A 15112-nucleotide genomic window follows, 5' to 3' on the forward strand; every position below is an offset into this window, starting at 1 on the left:
CCGCACTCCGTGCACACCGTCTCGCCGTGCTCGGAATCGGCGACGAGCGTGCCGCTGCACTCCGGACAGCTGTTCGTCTCTTCTCTCTCGGTTTCGGATTCTGTCTCCGTCTCGGTCGTTCGTGTTCGTGTATGTTCGCTCATGCTACGTGGCGGGGGCTACCAGGTGGGGAATCTTCTCGAAAAGACCCGGTCTGATGTTAGTACATAGAGAACGGACGAAAGGTATTTAAACACTTTGATGTTTTCGGCGAGTCGGTGCCGATTTATGCCCGTACGGTGTGGAGCCGATATGGACCGCACCGCCTTCGCCGCCCGAATCGACCACACCGTCCTCGGGCCCGAGACGACGTTCGTGCGGCCGTCGATACCGCCACCCGGGACGGCATGAACGTGTGTCTCCCGCCGTGTTACGTCACCGAGGCTCACGAACACGCCCCTGGCGTCACGCTCGCCGCCGTTTGTGGGTTTCCGCACGGGCAGATGGCTCCCGAGGCCAAAGAGTTCGAGGCCGAACGCGCTTGGAAGGACGGTGCCGACGAGATCGACGTCGTACTCAACGTGGGTCGGCTTCGGGGGGGTGACAACGGGGCGATCGCCGACGAACTCAACCGAGTCGTCGCCGCCGTCCCGGTTCCGGTGAAGGTCATCGTCGAGGCTCCGCTACTCTCGGTTGGGGAGTTCCGGACCGCCTGTGAGCTAGCCGCGGATACCGGCGCGGCGTACGTGGAAACCTCGACCGGGTTTTCGGTGGGCGGAGCGACCGTCGAGGACGTCGAGATCATGTCGGAGTATCTCCCGGTAAAAGCCAGCGGTGGCGTCGGGGACTTCGAGACGGCACTCGCCATGCTCGAAGCCGGCGCGGATCGCATCGGCGCATCGGCGGGCGCGGCGATCGTCGAGGGGTTCGACCCGGCCGCGATCGAGCGCTCGTCGTTCGATCCCGCTGCCGCACGGCCGGCCGAGTAGCCCGAAACGTCGCCCTTTTGACCGGCGGCGCGCAAGGGTGGGACAACCGATGGCCACCTACCACATCGAGACCTACGGTTGCACGTCGAACCGGGGTGAGAGCCGCCGGATCGAGCGTTCGCTCCGCGATGCGGGTCACTACCGTGTCGACGGGGCCGACGAGGCGGACGTGGCCATCCTCAACACCTGCACGGTCGTCGAAAAGACCGAGCGGAACATGCTACGGCGCGCCGAGGAGTTGGCCGACGAGACGTCTGATCTGATCGTCACCGGCTGTATGGCGCTCGCACAGGGCGAGGAGTTCGCCGACCTCGACGTACAGGTCCTCCACTGGGACGACGTGCCGACCGCCGTCACCAACGGCGAGTGTCCGACGACGACCCCCGACGCCGAACCGATCCTCGACGGCGTCGTCGGTATCCTCCCCATCGCCCGCGGCTGTATGAGCAACTGCTCGTACTGCATCACGAAGTTCGCGACCGGCCGCGTCGACTCCCCGCCCGTCGAGGAAAACGTCGCGAAAGCGCGCGCGCTCGTCCACGCCGGAGCGAGGGAGATCCGGGTCACCGGGCAGGACACCGGCGTCTACGGCTGGGACAAGGGCGAGCGAAAGCTCCCCGAACTGCTCGATCGAATCTGCGATATCGACGGCGACTTTCGGGTTCGGCTCGGGATGGCGAACCCGGGTGGTATCCACGGTATCCACGAGGAACTCGTCGAGGTCTTCGCCGAGAATGAAAAGCTCTACGACTTCATCCACGCGCCCGTCCAGTCGGGCTCCGACGAGGTGCTCGAAGCGATGCGTCGCCAGCACCGCGTCGACAAGTTCCGAGAGATCGTCGAGACGTTCGACGATCGGCTCGACCACTGGACGCTCTCGACGGATTTCATCGTCGGGTTCCCGACGGAGACGCCGGCGGATCACGAGCGCTCCATGGATCTCCTCTCGGCGGTTCGCCCGGAAAAAATCAACGTGACGCGCTTTTCGAAGCGGCCGGGGACCGAGGCCGCGGAGATGAAGGGGCTCGGCGGGACGATCAAAAAGGAGCGCTCGAGGGCGATGTCCGAGCTGAAACGCGGGATCTGCACCGAGGTCCACGCCTCGATGGTCGGCGAGACCCACACCGTCCTCGCGGTCGAACCGGGGACGGGCGATTCGGTGAAGTGTCGGGACGAGGCCTACCGACAGGTGATCGTCACGAACGCGTCCGAACGCGGCGTCGAGGTCGGCGACTTCGTCGACGTCGAGATCAAGGCTCACGAGGCGATGTACTGTTTCGGCGAACCGGTCTGACCGGTGGCAACCGACGCGCTTTCGATTCTCCGATGGCGTTCTAGTCGTCGGTCGCGCTCTTCCACTCGCCGATACCGGCGGGATCGAGATGGAGGTGCACGTCGCCCACGTCGTCGAGGGTACGCAACGACATCACGAGTTCCGTTTCGATGTCGTGGGCCTCGATCAGCGTCAGTTCGCCGTCGACCTCTACGTGGGCTTCGACCTCGAGATCGGTTCCGTCGTAGAAGACGACGAGGTCGTGCACGCCGGAGACCGCCTGGTGCGATCGGAGGACGTCCGCGATCCGTCGACGCTGTTCGTCGCTCGGAGCGGCTCCGATCAGGTACGAGACGTTCTCGCGGCCGATCTCGAAGCCTTGATACACGACGAGGACGCTCACGAGTCCGCCAGCGACGGCGTCGAGCGTCGCGTAGCCGAAAAAGACACCGACGATACCCACGAGCGCGGCGACGGAGGTGTAGATATCGTTTCGGCAGTCGACAGCGAGAGCGTCGAGGGCCGAGGAGCCGACCGTTTCGTTCACTCGAACGGTGTACCAATACAGGAGGTACATGTCCGCTATCGCGAACAACAGCGCCCCGATGAGAAGCGGGCTGAACGTGACGCCCGGCCCTTCGAGGAGCCCCCGAGCCGATTCATAAAGCAGGTTCAACCCCAACAGGACGATGATGCTGCCCACGAACAGCGCCGCGAGCGGTTCGACCCGCTGGTGGCCGTGGGGGTGGGTCTCGTCCGGATCGTCGTAGACGCTCCGGCCCCACACCAACACCACGACGCTCGCGACCAGATCGGCGACCGAGTGTGCGGCGTCCGCCAGCAGGGCGACGGAGCCGAACGTCAATCCAACGGCCGCCTCGACGACGATCTTGATCGCGTTGCCGAGGACGTTGACGACGCTCGCGCGGGTAAATCCACGTTTGGCCTCGTCGGCTTCGAGTCCCGCCTCGGCGATGGCGCCTTGGCTCACGGCACCGTCTACCGGAACGGCGGGGATAAGTGATCGGATTAGAGACCTCGAATCGACGGCTTCGGACGCGGCGAACGTCGGATCAATCGCCGACGAAGACCGCACCGCTGTCGAGCACTCGCGTTCCGGACTGCTCCGCGAACGCCTCGTGGAGTTGCTCGTAGCTCTCCTCGAGCGCCTGGACGATCACTTTCGTGTCCGAACAGACCGGCATGAAGTTGGTATCGCCGCCCCACCGCGGGACGACGTGCGTGTGCAGGTGATCGTCGACGGAGCCGCCGGAGGCGTCGCCGAGGTTGAGCCCGACGTTCACGCCGTCGGGATCGAACGCCGTATCGAGCGCCCGCATAGTTCGCTGCTTGAGTTTGGCGTGGTCAAACAGCGCGTCGTCGTCGAGTTCGGTGTACCCGCCGGTGTGTTGGCGCGGAATGATCATCACGTGACCGGGGTTGTACGGATAGTTGTTCAACAGCACGAAGGCGCGTTCGGACTTGGCGACGACGAGTGCCTCGCGTGCGTCCTCACGGTCCGGGAGGACGCAGAACGGACAGCCCTCGATTCCGCCGGACCCGTCCCGTTCGACCCACTCGATTCGCCACGGGGCGAATAACTGATCCATACCCCAAATCTGGGGCGTCGGTGAAATAACCTGCCGGGGTCGAACAACTATTTAATTGTTGTGGCTGTTCAACGTTTCCGGGACTCCTCTCGCGTATCGAGTCGGCTCTTTAAACGGTTTTAATTGCTTACGGCCCGTCTGGCAATATCTGCCGGTTTTCGAGCTAAACGATCCGCAACCGACTCGTCGTTTTAGGCACCTCTCATCGCTACGGGAGTGTACGTATGTCGACGAAACCAGATGACACGGGCGGTCCGATGACCGAGCCCTGCGAGACGTGCGAGCGCGAGACGCCACACGACGTGTCGATCGAACTCCGAACGGAGAGTCAGCGGACCGAAAACGCGGAGTATTCACGGGAACCGTACCGCGTCTCGGTCTGTCGGCTCTGCAGCGCGGAGCGATCGATTCGGATGAACAACGCCTGATCACGGCCCGGCTTCTCCGCTCTCGCTTCGACGGACCAGAATCTTCTTTGTGCGCCTCATCGGACGTTCACGTACATGATTCCCATCGACGACACCCCGCTGTGTCGGGACGGAAAGGTGCTCATCCTCGCGTACGACCACGGGCTCGAGCACGGTCCGGTCGACTTCGAGGGCGTTCCAGAAAGCGCCGATCCCGAGCGAACGTTCGAGGCAGCGACCCACCCCGCGGTCACGTCCGTCGCCGTCCAGAAGGGGATCGCGGAGGCGTACTATCCGAGCTACGAAGACGACGTCGACCTCCTCGCGAAGCTAAACGGCACCTCGAACCTCTGGATGGGCGAGCCGGATTCGGCCGTGAACTGCTCCGTCGAGTACGCCGCCGAATTAGGCGCGTCCTCGGTCGGCTTTACCGTCTACGGCGGCTCGAACCACGAGATCGAGATGGTCGAGGAGTTCCGCGACGCACAGGAGGCGGCCCGCGACCACGGGATGCCCGTGGTGATGTGGTCGTACCCGCGCGGACAGGGGCTCAAAAACGACACCAATCCCTCGACGATCTCCTACGCCGCGCGGCTCGCCCTGGAACTCGGCGCTGACGTGGCCAAGGTGAAACACCCCGGCAGCCGCGAGGCGATGAAGGACGCCGTCCGGATGGCCGGTCGGACGAAGGTCGTCATGTCCGGCGGTTCGAAGACGAGCGATAGGGCGTTCCTCGAGAGCGTCAAGCAGACGATCGACGCCGGCGGCAAGGGCCTCGCCGTCGGTCGAAACGTTTGGCAGCGCGAAAATCCCGAACACATCCTCGACGCCCTGGAAGCGGTCATCTTCGAGGAGGCGACCGTGGACGAAGCGCTTGAGGCGGCCGAATAACGCTCGATGTCCGACGCCATCGACGCCGTCGTCGACGCCGTCACCTCGACCGCCCCTGACGTTCGCGACGGGCTCGTCGGGCGGCGCACCTACGAAGCCGGCGCAAACCCCTCCGGCGAGCGCCAGCTGGAAGCGGACGTCTACGCCGACGAACTGCTCGAAGCGCGGCTCCTCGACATCGATGCCGTCGCCGGCTATGCCAGCGAGGAGCGCGAGTCGGTCGTCCGCGCTGGGGACGGCAGAGGGCGATACTTCGTCGCCGCCGACCCGCTCGACGGCTCCTCGAACCTCAGATCGAACAACGCGATGGGGACGCTGTTCGGCGTCTACGACGGGGCGCTCCCCGCCGGCGGCGACGGCCTCCTCGCCAGCGGGTTCGTGCTCTACGGTCCGATCACGACGATGATCGTCGCCCGCGACGGGACCGTCACGGAGTCGGTGGTCGACAGCGACGGCTCCAGACGCGTCGTCACCGAGGATCTCAGACTTCCCGAGGAGCCGACCGTCTACGGATTCGGCGGCCGCGTCCCGCAGTGGACCGACGCCTTCGCCGACTACGTCTCAGAGGTCGAATCGGAGCTCAAACTCCGATACGGCGGCGCGATGATCGGCGACGTGAACCAGGTGCTCACCTACGGGGGTATCTTCGGCTACCCCGGCCTCCGCGAGCGCCCCGAGGGAAAACTCCGACTGCTGTTCGAGGGACACCCGATCGCCCACATCGTCGAATCGGCGGGCGGCGCGTCGTCGAACGGCGAGCGGTCGCTGCTCGACTGTACGCCCGAGAGACTCCACGAGCGGACGCCGCTGTTCGTCGGACACGAGGCGTATATCGACCGACTCGAAGCGGCGCTCTCGGCATAGCGTATCGAGTCTTCGAGAGCTTCCCTGATGGCTAACAGCCGCCTGCTGCCGCCGGGGTTTATTTTACCGTTCGATCAGCCCAAGTCCCTGGACGGTGGGTAGCTCCCAGTTCCGCTTAACCGCGACCAGCCGTGTCGCGACGGTAACGACGGCGCAGACTCCGGCAGCGGTACTTCCGGAGGCTCCGAGGACGTCCGTTATGAGATACGCCGCTCCGCCGAAGACGGCACAACTGGCGTAGAAATCATCGAAGAGGATGAACGGGGCGCGATCGAGCAGGATATCGGCGAAGGCGCCCCCGCCCACCGCGTTGATCGTCGCGATAGCCACGACGCCGATCGCAGACAGGTTCGCCCCGGTCGCGACGATCGCACCGGTCGTCGCGAAGGCCCCGAGTCCGACCGCATCCGCGACGAGCGTGATCGGGTGCTCGTCCGGTGATCGTAAAACGGCCAACAGCACGATCGCTAAGAGAACGCCGACGAATCCCAACGTAATTTCGATCGGGGATCGAAGTGCTAACGGAACCCGCGTCACGAGGAGATCCCGCGTCACACCGCCCGCGAACGCCATCGCCAGTCCCACAATCGTAATCCCGAACAGATCGAATTCCTCACGGATCGCCTTGGACGCCCCGACGAGGGCAAATGCGACTAACCCGATCGTGTTCATCACGGCAAACGGGTCGCCGAGCAACGTCTCGAAAAGATCCCGTACGATCAGAATGGCTCCCTCGCTCACGGCCCGTACTTACGAGGTACGTCTATTCAGTGCTACGTATCGGCTCTACTCCTCCGAGCGGGCTGCCGCAAATAATCACTCCTGGCCGACGGACGCCCCGACGACCGGGCCGGCGCGGGTGCGACCGAACGCACCGGCCGGCAAAGCGAAGACGTCGGCCGCCGCAGAGTGCGTATGATACAGGAGGGGCAGACGGCTCCAGACTTCGCGCTCCCGGGCGTCGAGGACGGCGAGCCGGCGCTATACGAACTGTTCCGTCCCGTCGAGGTCGGCAACGCCGTTCTGCTGTGGTTCGCTCCGGCGACTTTTCTGCCCACGGTGACCGCCGAACTGTGCACGATTCGGGATGCGGGATGGCACGACGAATCCGGTCTCGAGGTGTGGGTGCTCTCGATGGACAGCATCTACGCGGCCGCGGTCTATGCGGACCGATACGACCTTCCGATGGCGCTTCTCGGTGACGCATCGAGCGCGGCGAGCTACTACGGTGTTCAGTACGACGAGTGGGAGGGTCACTACGGGGCGCCGAAACGTGCCGCCTTCCTCGTCGGGGCCGACTGGAACGTCGCGTTCGCGTGGACGTGTGAGGACGCGTTCGAGGCGTCCGATCCGTCGCCGGTCGCGTTGGTCGCGCCACACATCGAAGAGCGGTTTCCGGGGATAGGAACGGACGCGTCCGTCGACTACGAGGCGTTCATATCCCGGTAGTGCTCCGGGAGATAGCGCTTCGTCCCAACGGGATCCCCGAAAGCACGCCGCCAGTGACGAGCGCGAACCGTCCGATCATTACAGCGGTTCGAGGAGAAATCCCACCACTTCAGTCGTGGGAGGATGTTGGAAACTGCGTGTGGTCTCCCGACTGGGGGAGTCCGCTCTGAAAGGCTCTCCCCGCGTCGACCGATGGTCCGACGACCCACGCCACGCTCAGGCCGGTGAGTACCGCGACGAGGAGTCACCGGGGTCCCGTCCCGACGGAGCGGTCGGTCCTCGGCGCGAGAAGCAGTCGAGATCGCGAAGTCGATCTCGATCCGCCGGAGTAACGGTCTGTCGACGGGGGGAACGGGCGGAATCGCGATTCGCTGTGTCGTCCCCGCCCGAAACAAGCGTGCGGCTGGGGTGGATCGACGCCGCCCGCAGCTATCGGAACTCGTCGAGTCGCTGCTTGAGGCGCTTCGCGGCGCCGCCGACCGCTCGGAAATACGCGTCTTCGTCGTCGGCGCCCTCGCCAGCGAAGATGATCCCTCGCGAGGAGTTGACCAGTCCGACGTCGTCTGCGAGACCGAACTCGACGGCTGCCTCCGCGTCGCCGCCCTGCGCGCCGACGCCGGGGACGAGGAAGGGGAGATCGACGAGTCCTCGCAGTTCCTCCAGTTCCTCGGGGGCCGTCGCGCCGACGACGAGTCCGACGTTGTCGTGCTCGTCCCACGCTGCACAGCGCTGGGCGACGTACTGGTACAGCGGTTTGTCGTTGCCGACGTCGAGGTCCTGAAAGTCCGCCCCGCCGCGGTTCGAGGTCCGACAGAGGACGAAGACCCCCTTCTCCGAACGGGAGAGGTACGGTTCCAGTGTGTCCCGGCCCATGTACGGGTTGACGGTGATGGCATCGGCGTCGAGGCCGCCCTCGTCGAGCAGTTTCGCGTACTGTCTCGCCGTGTTGCCGATGTCGCCGCGCTTGGCGTCGAGCAGAACGGGGACGCCCTTGCCGTGTGCGTACGCGATCGTCTCCTCGAGCGCACGCCACCCGTCGGTGTCCTCGTAGAACGCGGCGTTCGGCTTGTAACAGGCGACGTGTTCGTGGGTCGCGTCGATGACCCGGCGGTTGAACGCCCACCGCGGCAGATCGGAATCGAGAAACGGCGGCAGTCGGTCCGGATCCGGATCAAGCCCGACCGAGACGACGCTGTCCGTCGCCCCGATGCGGGTTTCGAGATCGTCGAAAAAGCCCATACGATCGCCAGTCGGGGGTCGAGTAAAAACGCTCCCGTTTGGCGTCTCCCATCGGCCGTTCGCGTCGGTCACGCGTCGGACGATATATATCGGTGGGCGACCAACGGGCGCCCGTGCTCACCGCCGTCGTGTTCGATCTCGACGACACGCTCGCCGTCACCGAGGCCGACCGCACGTCCCTCTTGGAGACCGCCGCCGATCGAGCGTCTGTTCCGCTGACGTTCGATCGAGAGGCGTATCTGAACGCGCACAGCGAACACAGCGGCACCGAGAGTCGGCTGCCGGTGTTCGAGGCGCTCGTCGGGTCGGGTGCACCCGATCTGACTCGCGCGTATCGTGAGACGATCGGCGAGGCGCTCGCTCCGATCGAACATGCGGCTATCGTCCTCTCGATACTCCGAGCGCGCTACCGAGTCGGTCTGCTCACCGACGGTCCCGGCGAAACCCAACGGGACAAACTCCGACGATTGGGGTGGAGTGACGCCTTCGACGCCGTCGTCGTGACCGGCCCTATCGGGGCTCCGAAGCCGGACCGTCGCGCTTTCGAGGCGATCACGAACGAGCTGGCCGTTCGGCCCGAGGGTGCGGTCTACGTCGGTGACCATCCCGAACGGGATATCTCTGGCGCGGCCGCTGCCGGACTGCTCACCGTGCAGGTGTGTTACGACGGCGGCCCCGACCCACATCCGGACGCCGACGCGACGATCCGTCGGGGGGAATTCGGCTCGCTACCGCTTCTCCTCGAAACGCTCCGACGCAATCGCGCGAACGACGCGTAGCGCCGCCTTCACCTCGGCCCCGTTCTCGACGAACACGAGGGTTCTGGGTGGATCGACGGCTTTCGGTCGGGTCCGAAGTCCCTCCTCTCGACCGACATCGGCGGCAACGTCGGGTACCGCGCTGAACTCGACGCGCAGTCGGTCGGGGTGGACGTACGCCTTCGCGATTCGATCGCCATGTCCGCTGTCGTCCCCGTCGTTCTCGATCTCGATCCCGATCGCGTACGCGAGCGTCCCCGCTTCGGTCGGTTCGATCTCGGCGTCGGCATCGACGACGACGAGGCGTCCGAACACGTCGCGCTCGTGGCCGTGGATCTCCGAGGCGAGTAACTGTCCCAGACGCTTCCCGTCTGTGAGTTCGTCGACGACCATGTTATAGCTCCGATCGCGCCGCGTTCGCGAGTTCCTGCACGTCGATTCCTTGCCGGTGTGCGTAGAGGACGGCAGCCGCCTCGACGGTGACGCCGAGTTCCGATTGGAGGCCGTTGATCGAAGCGACTGCCGTCTGTTTTTCCTCTCCCGCCTCGACGACGGCTCCGAGCACCCGCTCGAATGTAGATCGCTCCATGAGGATCGACTCGTCGGGTTCGAAGCCGTCGGGGATCTCGACGGTTTGCGGATCGAACCGCGTTATGAGGGTTCCGTTCTCACGACGGAGCAACCCCTCGCTCGCGGCGACGTCGACGAGCCGCTTCGCCTGATCGGGGGAGAACCAATCCCGATCCAACGAGAGCGCGACGACGAAGGCGCTCTCGCCCAACTCCGTTCCCCCCTCCTCGCGAAACGGGGCGGCGACGGCCGTCCGGATACTCATATGTTCGGCTCTGCACGTCCCGGCGCAAATAGCCGTCGGTCCGGGCCGCCGATTCGACCCGATCGCGTCGCAGCAGGTCGCTTCTCGATGGGACAAACATCAAGACAGTCCGGTCCATTGTCGGGGATATGAGCACGGACCTCGTGGCGCAGTTCACCGACTCCGCGTTGGAGACGGTCGATAGCTGCACCCGAACGAACGTCGACGAGTTCGAAGCTGCCCTCTCGGAACTCGTGGTCGACCCCGCGGTCGGCGCGCCGCTCCCGTCAGATTCGGTGAGTCTCGACGGGACCACCGTCGATACGGAGCCGTCGGTCGAGGACTTCCGGACGGCCGAAACGGGCGTCGTACAGGCCGAGGCCGGCGTCGCGAACTACGGGACGATCTCGATCGAATCCCGCTCCGGCGGCGACGAGTTGGTGAGTCTCTATCCGCCCCGTCACGTCGTCGTTCTCGACGCCGTCGACATCGTTCCGGACCTGAAGGCGGCGTTCGATCGCTTCGAGGCGCGCGTCAGGGACGCGCGCGAGAACGGAGGGTCTGGAGCCAGCCGCGTCCTCGCGACGGGACCGAGCGCGACCGCCGACATGGGCGAACTCGTCGAGGGCGTCCACGGGCCCAAAGAGGTCCACATCCTGGTGGTCGATGACCGATGAGCCGGAGCGAAAAGGCCGCAGAGATCCGGCGCGTTATGGGTGTCGACGGCGAGAACATCGAAAAGAACGCCCGGAACCTCAGTGACAAGGCCAGCGACGCGATCGAGACGTTCGAGTCCTACGAGGACCTCCGCGAGGAGACGCGGCGGATCAAAGAGGGGGCGATCGAGAGCCTCCCCGAACGTATAGACGAGGTAACCGAGGCCGTCGAGGCGAACGGCGGCACGGTCTACTTGGCGCAGGACGCCGAGGACGCGAACCGGTACATCGAGGGAGTCATGGAGGATAGCGACGCCGAACACCTCGTCAAGAGCAAGTCGATGACGACTGAGGAGCTGGAACTGAACCACCACCTCGAAGGGTCGGGGTACGAGGTGACCGAGACGGATCTCGGGGAGTTCGTCATCCAGCAGGCCAACGAGGCGCCCTCGCACATCATCGCCCCGGCGATGCACCGCTCGCCGCCGGACATCGCCGAACTGTTCAACGAACGCTTCGATCTCGATGAGCCGCTCACGGAGGACCCGGAGGAACTCACCGAATTCGCCCGCGAGAAGGTCGGTGAGCGGATCCGCGAGGCCGATGTCGGCCTGACTGGCGCGAACTTCGTCGTCACCGAAACCGGAACGATCTGTATAGTCACGAACGAGGGCAACGCCCGTAAGACGGCGGTGACCCCGCCCACGCACATCGCCGTTACCGGGATCGAGAAGCTGATTCCGACCGTTTCGGACCTCCGGCCGTTCCTCGAGTTGATCGCTCGTACGGGAACCGGACAGGAAATCGGCGCGTATCTCTCGCTTTTGACGCCGCCGGTCGAGACGCCATCGCTCGACTTCGAGACCGGCGAGTACGGCGCCCCCGACGACCGGGAGTTTCACCTCGTGTTGATCGACAACGGGCGGATGGCGATGCGCGAGGACGAACAGTTCAAGGAGACGCTGTACTGCATCCGGTGTGGCGCCTGCTCGAACGCCTGTGCGAACTTCCAGTCAGTCGGCGGCCACGCCTTCGGCGGCGAGACGTACTCCGGCGGCATCGGAACCGGGTGGGAAGCGGGGATTCACGGCCTCGATTCGGCGGCCGAAATGAACGACCTCTGTACCGGCTGTTCACAATGCGTCAACAAGTGTCCGGTCAAGATCGACATCCCGTGGATCAACACCGTCGTCCGCGACCGACTGAATCGATCGGCGGAACCGGAGTCGTTCGACTTCCTCGTCGACGGGCTCGTCCCCGACGAGGAGCCGGCCGGGCTCGACGTACAAAAGAGGCTCTTCGGAAACATCGAGACGCTCGCCAAAGTCGGCTCTATCGCCCCCACGCTCTCGAACGCTGCGATCGAATCGAGCGCGGTTCAACGACTCCTCGAACGCGTCGCCGGGGTCGACAGTCGCCGCTCGCTGCCGACGCTCGCCGACGAGACGCTCGTCGAGTGGGCCGCCGGCCGCCGTCGGGCGAACCCCGACGCTGATCGGGAGGCCGTGTTGTATCCGGATCTCTACACGAACTACTTCAGTCCCGAGCGCGGGAAAGCCGCCGTCCGGGTGCTCGAAGCGCTCGGTGTCGAGGTTCGCGTTCCGTCGGTCCCCGAGAGCGGCAGAGCGCCGCTGTCGCAGGGAATGATCGACACCGCCGACGAGAAGGCGAGCGCGGTGTACGCGGCGCTCGCGGAGCATCTCGACGCCGACCGCGACGTCGTCGTCATCGAACCGTCGGATCTGGCGATGTTCCGAACCGACTACGAGCGACTCCTCCCGGAACGCTCGCACTCGCGTCTCGCCGACGGGAGCTACGAACTCTTCGAGTACGTCTACGGGCTGTTGGAGAACGGTTCGGAGATCGACACGATCCGGACGGTCGACGGCGACGAGATCACCTATCACAGCCACTGTCAGCAGCGAACGCTCGGGCTCGACCCCTACACCACGGCGGTGCTCGATCGTGCCGGCTACGACGTCTCGACGACCGACGTCGAGTGCTGCGGTATGGCCGGGAGCTTCGGGTATAAATCCGAGTACTACGAGCTCAGCATGGACGTCGGTTCCCGACTCGACGAACAGCTGCCCGACGGCGGTCCCGTGGTCGCGAGCGGCACCTCGTGTGGCGAACAGATCGCGTCGCTGACGGCTGACGACGCGCCGCATCCGATCCGACTGTTGGACCCGCTGTCGTCTCGGTGAGTCAGTCGGCTAAGCCGTCAAATCGACCCGCCAGATCGATGTCTTTTCGCGTGATACCGCCCGCGTCGTGCGTCGTCAGCCTGACCTCGACCTCGCGCCAACCGATCGTCATCTCGGGGTGGTGAAACGCCTCCTCGGCGAGGCCGCCCGCCCCAGCCGCGAAGCCGACGCCCTCTAGGTAGGAGTCGAACTCGAACGTGCGGACGATCTCGTCTCCCGCTCGTGACCAGCCGTCCGGAAGTTTCGCTTCGATCTCGTCGTCGGAAAGTACGTCGCTCATACATAGTATACTGGTCCGGGGCAATTAAGCGTTGGTGAGATGTGCCCGTGTTGGTGGGTCGATACGCTCGATCTCAGTCACTCGACAGCGGCGAGTTCGTCGGCATCCCGCCGACCGTCCGGACGCGCCACACCGACGCGAGCGTCAGAGCGAACGCAGCCAGCGAGATGCCGACGATCAGTAGCTGTCCCGAGTTACCGAACGCCTGTCGGGCGATGATGAGTCCGGAGATGACGAGAGCCGCAGCGACAGCTCCTGCGACGGAGATCCCGCGAAGCTCGGTCTCGCGTCCCCACAGTGCGACGACTGCAAGCGCGGAAAACATCGCGAATCCGACCCCGTAGTACACGAACTGGGCGATCTCGCCGAAGGTGAAGAACAGTCGTGGGGTGAGCACGAGCATGATCGGGAAACCGATGAGGGCGATCGTCCCCGCTCGTTGGATTCCGATCACCGACACCGGTGACGTGTCGGCGTACGCCCACACCGTCGCGGCGACGAGCAACCCGAGGATGAGCGAGGCGAGACCGAAGTGCAGCGTCAACACGAGCACGGAGTAGCCGAAGACGAACTCGTTGACGAGGACGGTGAACGCCCCGAAGACGATCTGCAGCGGTGTCAGGAGAATCGCCGCAAGCATGGCGAACCGAACGCGTCGGCTTTCGCCACCGCGCCAGACGGCGACCGTCGACCCGATAATAAGAAAGCCGGTGACCATCGCGACGAGTCGGTGAAACCACTCGATGAACGACATGAAGTTCGCCGGGAAGAGTCCGAAGACCGCGCCGTCACACAGCGGCCAGCGCGCTTCGCAGGTCAATCCCGCGCCGGACGTCGCCGTGATGACTCCGATGAGTGCGGTGATCGCCGTCGTGATCGCGGTCACGAGCAGTAACCGTCGAATGTCCATAGTTCGCTCTCGGAACCGGATCGGCATATATCTCCCGAAACCGCGCCTCGATTGTCCCTTTCGTCCCGAACATCTCCGTGGCGGATCGGCGTGCCACTCGGGGATGTCGGTGGGTAGCTTTTTGAGGTCTCTGTACGGGGTACCTCCATGGGATTGGACGAGGACTCACTGGAGTATCACCGGATCGACCCGCCGGGGAAGATCGAGATTTCGACGACGAAGCCGACGAACACCCAGCGGGACCTCTCGTTGGCGTACTCACCGGGGGTCGCCGCCCCGTGTACGGAGATCGCACAGAATCCGGACGACGCCTACACGTACACGACCAAGGGGAACATGGTCGGTGTCGTCTCGAACGGGACGGCCGTTCTCGGGCTCGGTGATATCGGCGCCCAGGCGTCCAAGCCGGTTATGGAGGGCAAGGGCGTGCTGTTCAAGCGCTTCGCCGACATCGACGTCTTCGATATCGAACTCGACCAGCACGATCCCGAGGACATCATCACGTCAGTCAGCGCGATGGAGCCGACGTTCGGAGGGATCAACCTCGAGGACATCAAAGCGCCGGAGTGTTTCGAGATCGAGGCACGCCTTCGCGAAGAGATGGACATCCCGGTGTTCCACGACGATCAACACGGAACCGCGATCATCTCGGGGGCCGCGCTGCTCAACGCCACCTGCCGAACCCGGAATCGACCAGGGACCATAAGATGTCAGACATCGAGTCTGAATTGCTGACCCTGGGTGGGAACATGATCATCAGCCCGCTGAACTCGAATCCGCAGTTTTCAG

At 64.7% G+C, this 15112-nt stretch carries 16 protein-coding genes and 2 pseudogenes; 10 read left to right on the forward strand and 8 right to left on the reverse strand.

Annotation, left to right across the window (positions count from 1 at the left end; all coding sequences use genetic code 11):
- Positions 1-291 precede the first annotated feature (291 nt).
- Both deoC and R6U53_RS09130 read left to right on the forward strand, forming a co-directional pair.
- Positions 292-968 (forward strand): annotated as a pseudogene (gene deoC, locus R6U53_RS09125) (deoxyribose-phosphate aldolase).
- A gap of 49 nt (positions 969-1017) precedes the next feature.
- Positions 1018-2262 (forward strand): tRNA (N(6)-L-threonylcarbamoyladenosine(37)-C(2))-methylthiotransferase, encoded by a 1245-nt coding sequence (locus tag R6U53_RS09130; RefSeq protein WP_410322053.1) that lies wholly within the window; start codon positions 1018-1020, stop codon positions 2260-2262.
- 40 nt (positions 2263-2302) lie between these two features.
- Here R6U53_RS09130 and R6U53_RS09135 read toward each other — a convergent pair whose 3' ends face one another.
- Both R6U53_RS09135 and R6U53_RS09140 read right to left on the reverse strand, forming a co-directional pair.
- Complete coding sequence (locus R6U53_RS09135; protein WP_410322054.1) at positions 2303-3232, reverse strand: cation diffusion facilitator family transporter; 930 nt, start codon at positions 3230-3232, stop codon at positions 2303-2305.
- Between the two features lie 82 nt (positions 3233-3314).
- Positions 3315-3851: an HIT family protein gene (locus R6U53_RS09140; RefSeq protein WP_410322055.1), complete on the reverse strand. Its 537-nt coding sequence runs from the start codon at positions 3849-3851 to the stop codon at positions 3315-3317.
- A 224-nt stretch (positions 3852-4075) separates the two neighbouring features.
- On the opposite strand from R6U53_RS09140, the gene R6U53_RS09145 reads away from it, so the two are divergent.
- The 3 genes from R6U53_RS09145 (at position 4076) to R6U53_RS09155 (ending at position 6013) form a co-directional block, all read left to right on the forward strand.
- Positions 4076-4279 (forward strand): hypothetical protein, encoded by a 204-nt coding sequence (locus tag R6U53_RS09145; protein ID WP_410322056.1) that lies wholly within the window; start codon positions 4076-4078, stop codon positions 4277-4279.
- Positions 4280-4354: 75 nt separating this feature from the next.
- Entirely contained in the window at positions 4355-5149 is a 795-nt protein-coding gene (locus R6U53_RS09150; RefSeq protein WP_410322057.1) for a class I fructose-bisphosphate aldolase, read from the forward strand.
- 6 nt (positions 5150-5155) lie between these two features.
- Positions 5156-6013, forward strand: coding sequence for a class 1 fructose-bisphosphatase (locus R6U53_RS09155; protein WP_410322058.1), 858 nt, complete (start codon positions 5156-5158; stop codon positions 6011-6013).
- 63 nt (positions 6014-6076) lie between these two features.
- Here R6U53_RS09155 and R6U53_RS09160 read toward each other — a convergent pair whose 3' ends face one another.
- The gene (locus R6U53_RS09160) at positions 6077-6685 is read right to left on the reverse strand and encodes a trimeric intracellular cation channel family protein (protein ID WP_410322068.1); all 609 of its coding nucleotides are present in this window, start codon (positions 6683-6685) and stop codon (positions 6077-6079) included.
- A 243-nt stretch (positions 6686-6928) separates the two neighbouring features.
- Between R6U53_RS09160 and R6U53_RS09165 the strand changes: the two genes are divergently transcribed.
- A complete protein-coding gene (locus R6U53_RS09165) occupies positions 6929-7462 on the forward strand; it encodes a redoxin domain-containing protein (RefSeq protein WP_410322059.1) in 534 nt (177 codons plus the stop codon).
- Positions 7463-7891: 429 nt separating this feature from the next.
- Here the strand turns inward: R6U53_RS09165 and pyrF are convergent, their stop codons facing one another.
- Positions 7892-8701, reverse strand: a complete 810-nt coding sequence (gene pyrF / locus R6U53_RS09170) for an orotidine-5'-phosphate decarboxylase (RefSeq protein ID WP_410322060.1) — start codon at positions 8699-8701, stop codon at positions 7892-7894.
- A gap of 113 nt (positions 8702-8814) precedes the next feature.
- Here pyrF and R6U53_RS09175 point away from each other — a divergent pair, with 113 nt between their 5' ends.
- Entirely contained in the window at positions 8815-9480 is a 666-nt protein-coding gene (locus R6U53_RS09175; RefSeq protein WP_410322061.1) for an HAD family hydrolase, read from the forward strand.
- Here R6U53_RS09175 and R6U53_RS09180 read toward each other — a convergent pair.
- Both R6U53_RS09180 and R6U53_RS09185 read right to left on the reverse strand, forming a co-directional pair.
- Positions 9430-9852, reverse strand: coding sequence for a hypothetical protein (locus R6U53_RS09180; protein ID WP_410322062.1), 423 nt, complete (start codon positions 9850-9852; stop codon positions 9430-9432). The two genes, R6U53_RS09175 and R6U53_RS09180, sit on opposite strands and share 51 nt — an antisense overlap.
- Before the next feature lies 1 nt (position 9853).
- Positions 9854-10294 carry a DUF2240 family protein gene (locus tag R6U53_RS09185; RefSeq protein ID WP_410322063.1) on the reverse strand — a complete coding sequence of 147 codons (441 nt, stop codon included), beginning with the start codon at positions 10292-10294 and terminating at the stop codon, positions 9854-9856.
- 128 nt (positions 10295-10422) lie between these two features.
- Here R6U53_RS09185 and R6U53_RS09190 point away from each other — a divergent pair, with 128 nt between their 5' ends.
- Complete coding sequence (locus R6U53_RS09190; protein WP_410322064.1) at positions 10423-10950, forward strand: LUD domain-containing protein; 528 nt, start codon at positions 10423-10425, stop codon at positions 10948-10950.
- Positions 10947-13133 carry an LUD domain-containing protein gene (locus R6U53_RS09195; protein WP_410322065.1) on the forward strand — a complete coding sequence of 729 codons (2187 nt, stop codon included), beginning with the start codon at positions 10947-10949 and terminating at the stop codon, positions 13131-13133. The genes R6U53_RS09190 and R6U53_RS09195 overlap by 4 nt, the downstream gene beginning before the upstream one ends.
- Before the next feature lies 1 nt (position 13134).
- On the opposite strand, the gene R6U53_RS09200 is transcribed toward R6U53_RS09195, so the two are convergent.
- Positions 13135-13413: a 4a-hydroxytetrahydrobiopterin dehydratase gene (locus R6U53_RS09200; RefSeq protein WP_410322066.1), complete on the reverse strand. Its 279-nt coding sequence runs from the start codon at positions 13411-13413 to the stop codon at positions 13135-13137.
- 73 nt (positions 13414-13486) lie between these two features.
- The gene (locus R6U53_RS09205; protein WP_410322067.1) at positions 13487-14323 is read right to left on the reverse strand and encodes a COX15/CtaA family protein; all 837 of its coding nucleotides are present in this window, start codon (positions 14321-14323) and stop codon (positions 13487-13489) included.
- Between the two features lie 147 nt (positions 14324-14470).
- Between R6U53_RS09205 and R6U53_RS09210 the strand changes: the two are divergent.
- Positions 14471-14992 (forward strand): annotated as a pseudogene (locus R6U53_RS09210) (NADP-dependent malic enzyme); the annotation flags it as partial.
- Positions 14993-15112 lie beyond the last annotated feature (120 nt).

It is taken from the genome of Natronomonas sp. (assembly GCF_046483325.1).
In the GTDB taxonomy this organism is placed as follows: domain Archaea; phylum Halobacteriota; class Halobacteria; order Halobacteriales; family Haloarculaceae; genus Natronomonas.

What these genes read in the sequence shown, in the direction of transcription:
- R6U53_RS09160 (WP_410322068.1), bottom strand. Translation starts at nt 6,685, where the DNA reads ATGAACACGATCGGGTTAGTCGCATTTGCCCTCGTCGGGGCGTCCAAG.
- R6U53_RS09155 (WP_410322058.1), top strand. Translation starts at nt 5,156, where the DNA reads ATGTCCGACGCCATCGACGCCGTCGTCGACGCCGTCACCTCGACCGCC.
- R6U53_RS09185 (WP_410322063.1), bottom strand. Translation starts at nt 10,294, where the DNA reads ATGAGTATCCGGACGGCCGTCGCCGCCCCGTTTCGCGAGGAGGGGGGA.
- R6U53_RS09140 (WP_410322055.1), bottom strand. Translation starts at nt 3,851, where the DNA reads ATGGATCAGTTATTCGCCCCGTGGCGAATCGAGTGGGTCGAACGGGAC.
- R6U53_RS09205 (WP_410322067.1), bottom strand. Translation starts at nt 14,323, where the DNA reads ATGGACATTCGACGGTTACTGCTCGTGACCGCGATCACGACGGCGATC.
- R6U53_RS09145 (WP_410322056.1), top strand. Translation starts at nt 4,076, where the DNA reads ATGTCGACGAAACCAGATGACACGGGCGGTCCGATGACCGAGCCCTGC.
- R6U53_RS09150 (WP_410322057.1), top strand. Translation starts at nt 4,355, where the DNA reads ATGATTCCCATCGACGACACCCCGCTGTGTCGGGACGGAAAGGTGCTC.
- R6U53_RS09195 (WP_410322065.1), top strand. Translation starts at nt 10,947, where the DNA reads ATGAGCCGGAGCGAAAAGGCCGCAGAGATCCGGCGCGTTATGGGTGTC.
- R6U53_RS09130 (WP_410322053.1), top strand. Translation starts at nt 1,018, where the DNA reads ATGGCCACCTACCACATCGAGACCTACGGTTGCACGTCGAACCGGGGT.
- pyrF (WP_410322060.1), bottom strand. Translation starts at nt 8,701, where the DNA reads ATGGGCTTTTTCGACGATCTCGAAACCCGCATCGGGGCGACGGACAGC.
- R6U53_RS09165 (WP_410322059.1), top strand. Translation starts at nt 6,929, where the DNA reads ATGATACAGGAGGGGCAGACGGCTCCAGACTTCGCGCTCCCGGGCGTC.
- R6U53_RS09190 (WP_410322064.1), top strand. Translation starts at nt 10,423, where the DNA reads ATGAGCACGGACCTCGTGGCGCAGTTCACCGACTCCGCGTTGGAGACG.
- R6U53_RS09200 (WP_410322066.1), bottom strand. Translation starts at nt 13,413, where the DNA reads ATGAGCGACGTACTTTCCGACGACGAGATCGAAGCGAAACTTCCGGAC.
- R6U53_RS09180 (WP_410322062.1), bottom strand. Translation starts at nt 9,852, where the DNA reads ATGGTCGTCGACGAACTCACAGACGGGAAGCGTCTGGGACAGTTACTC.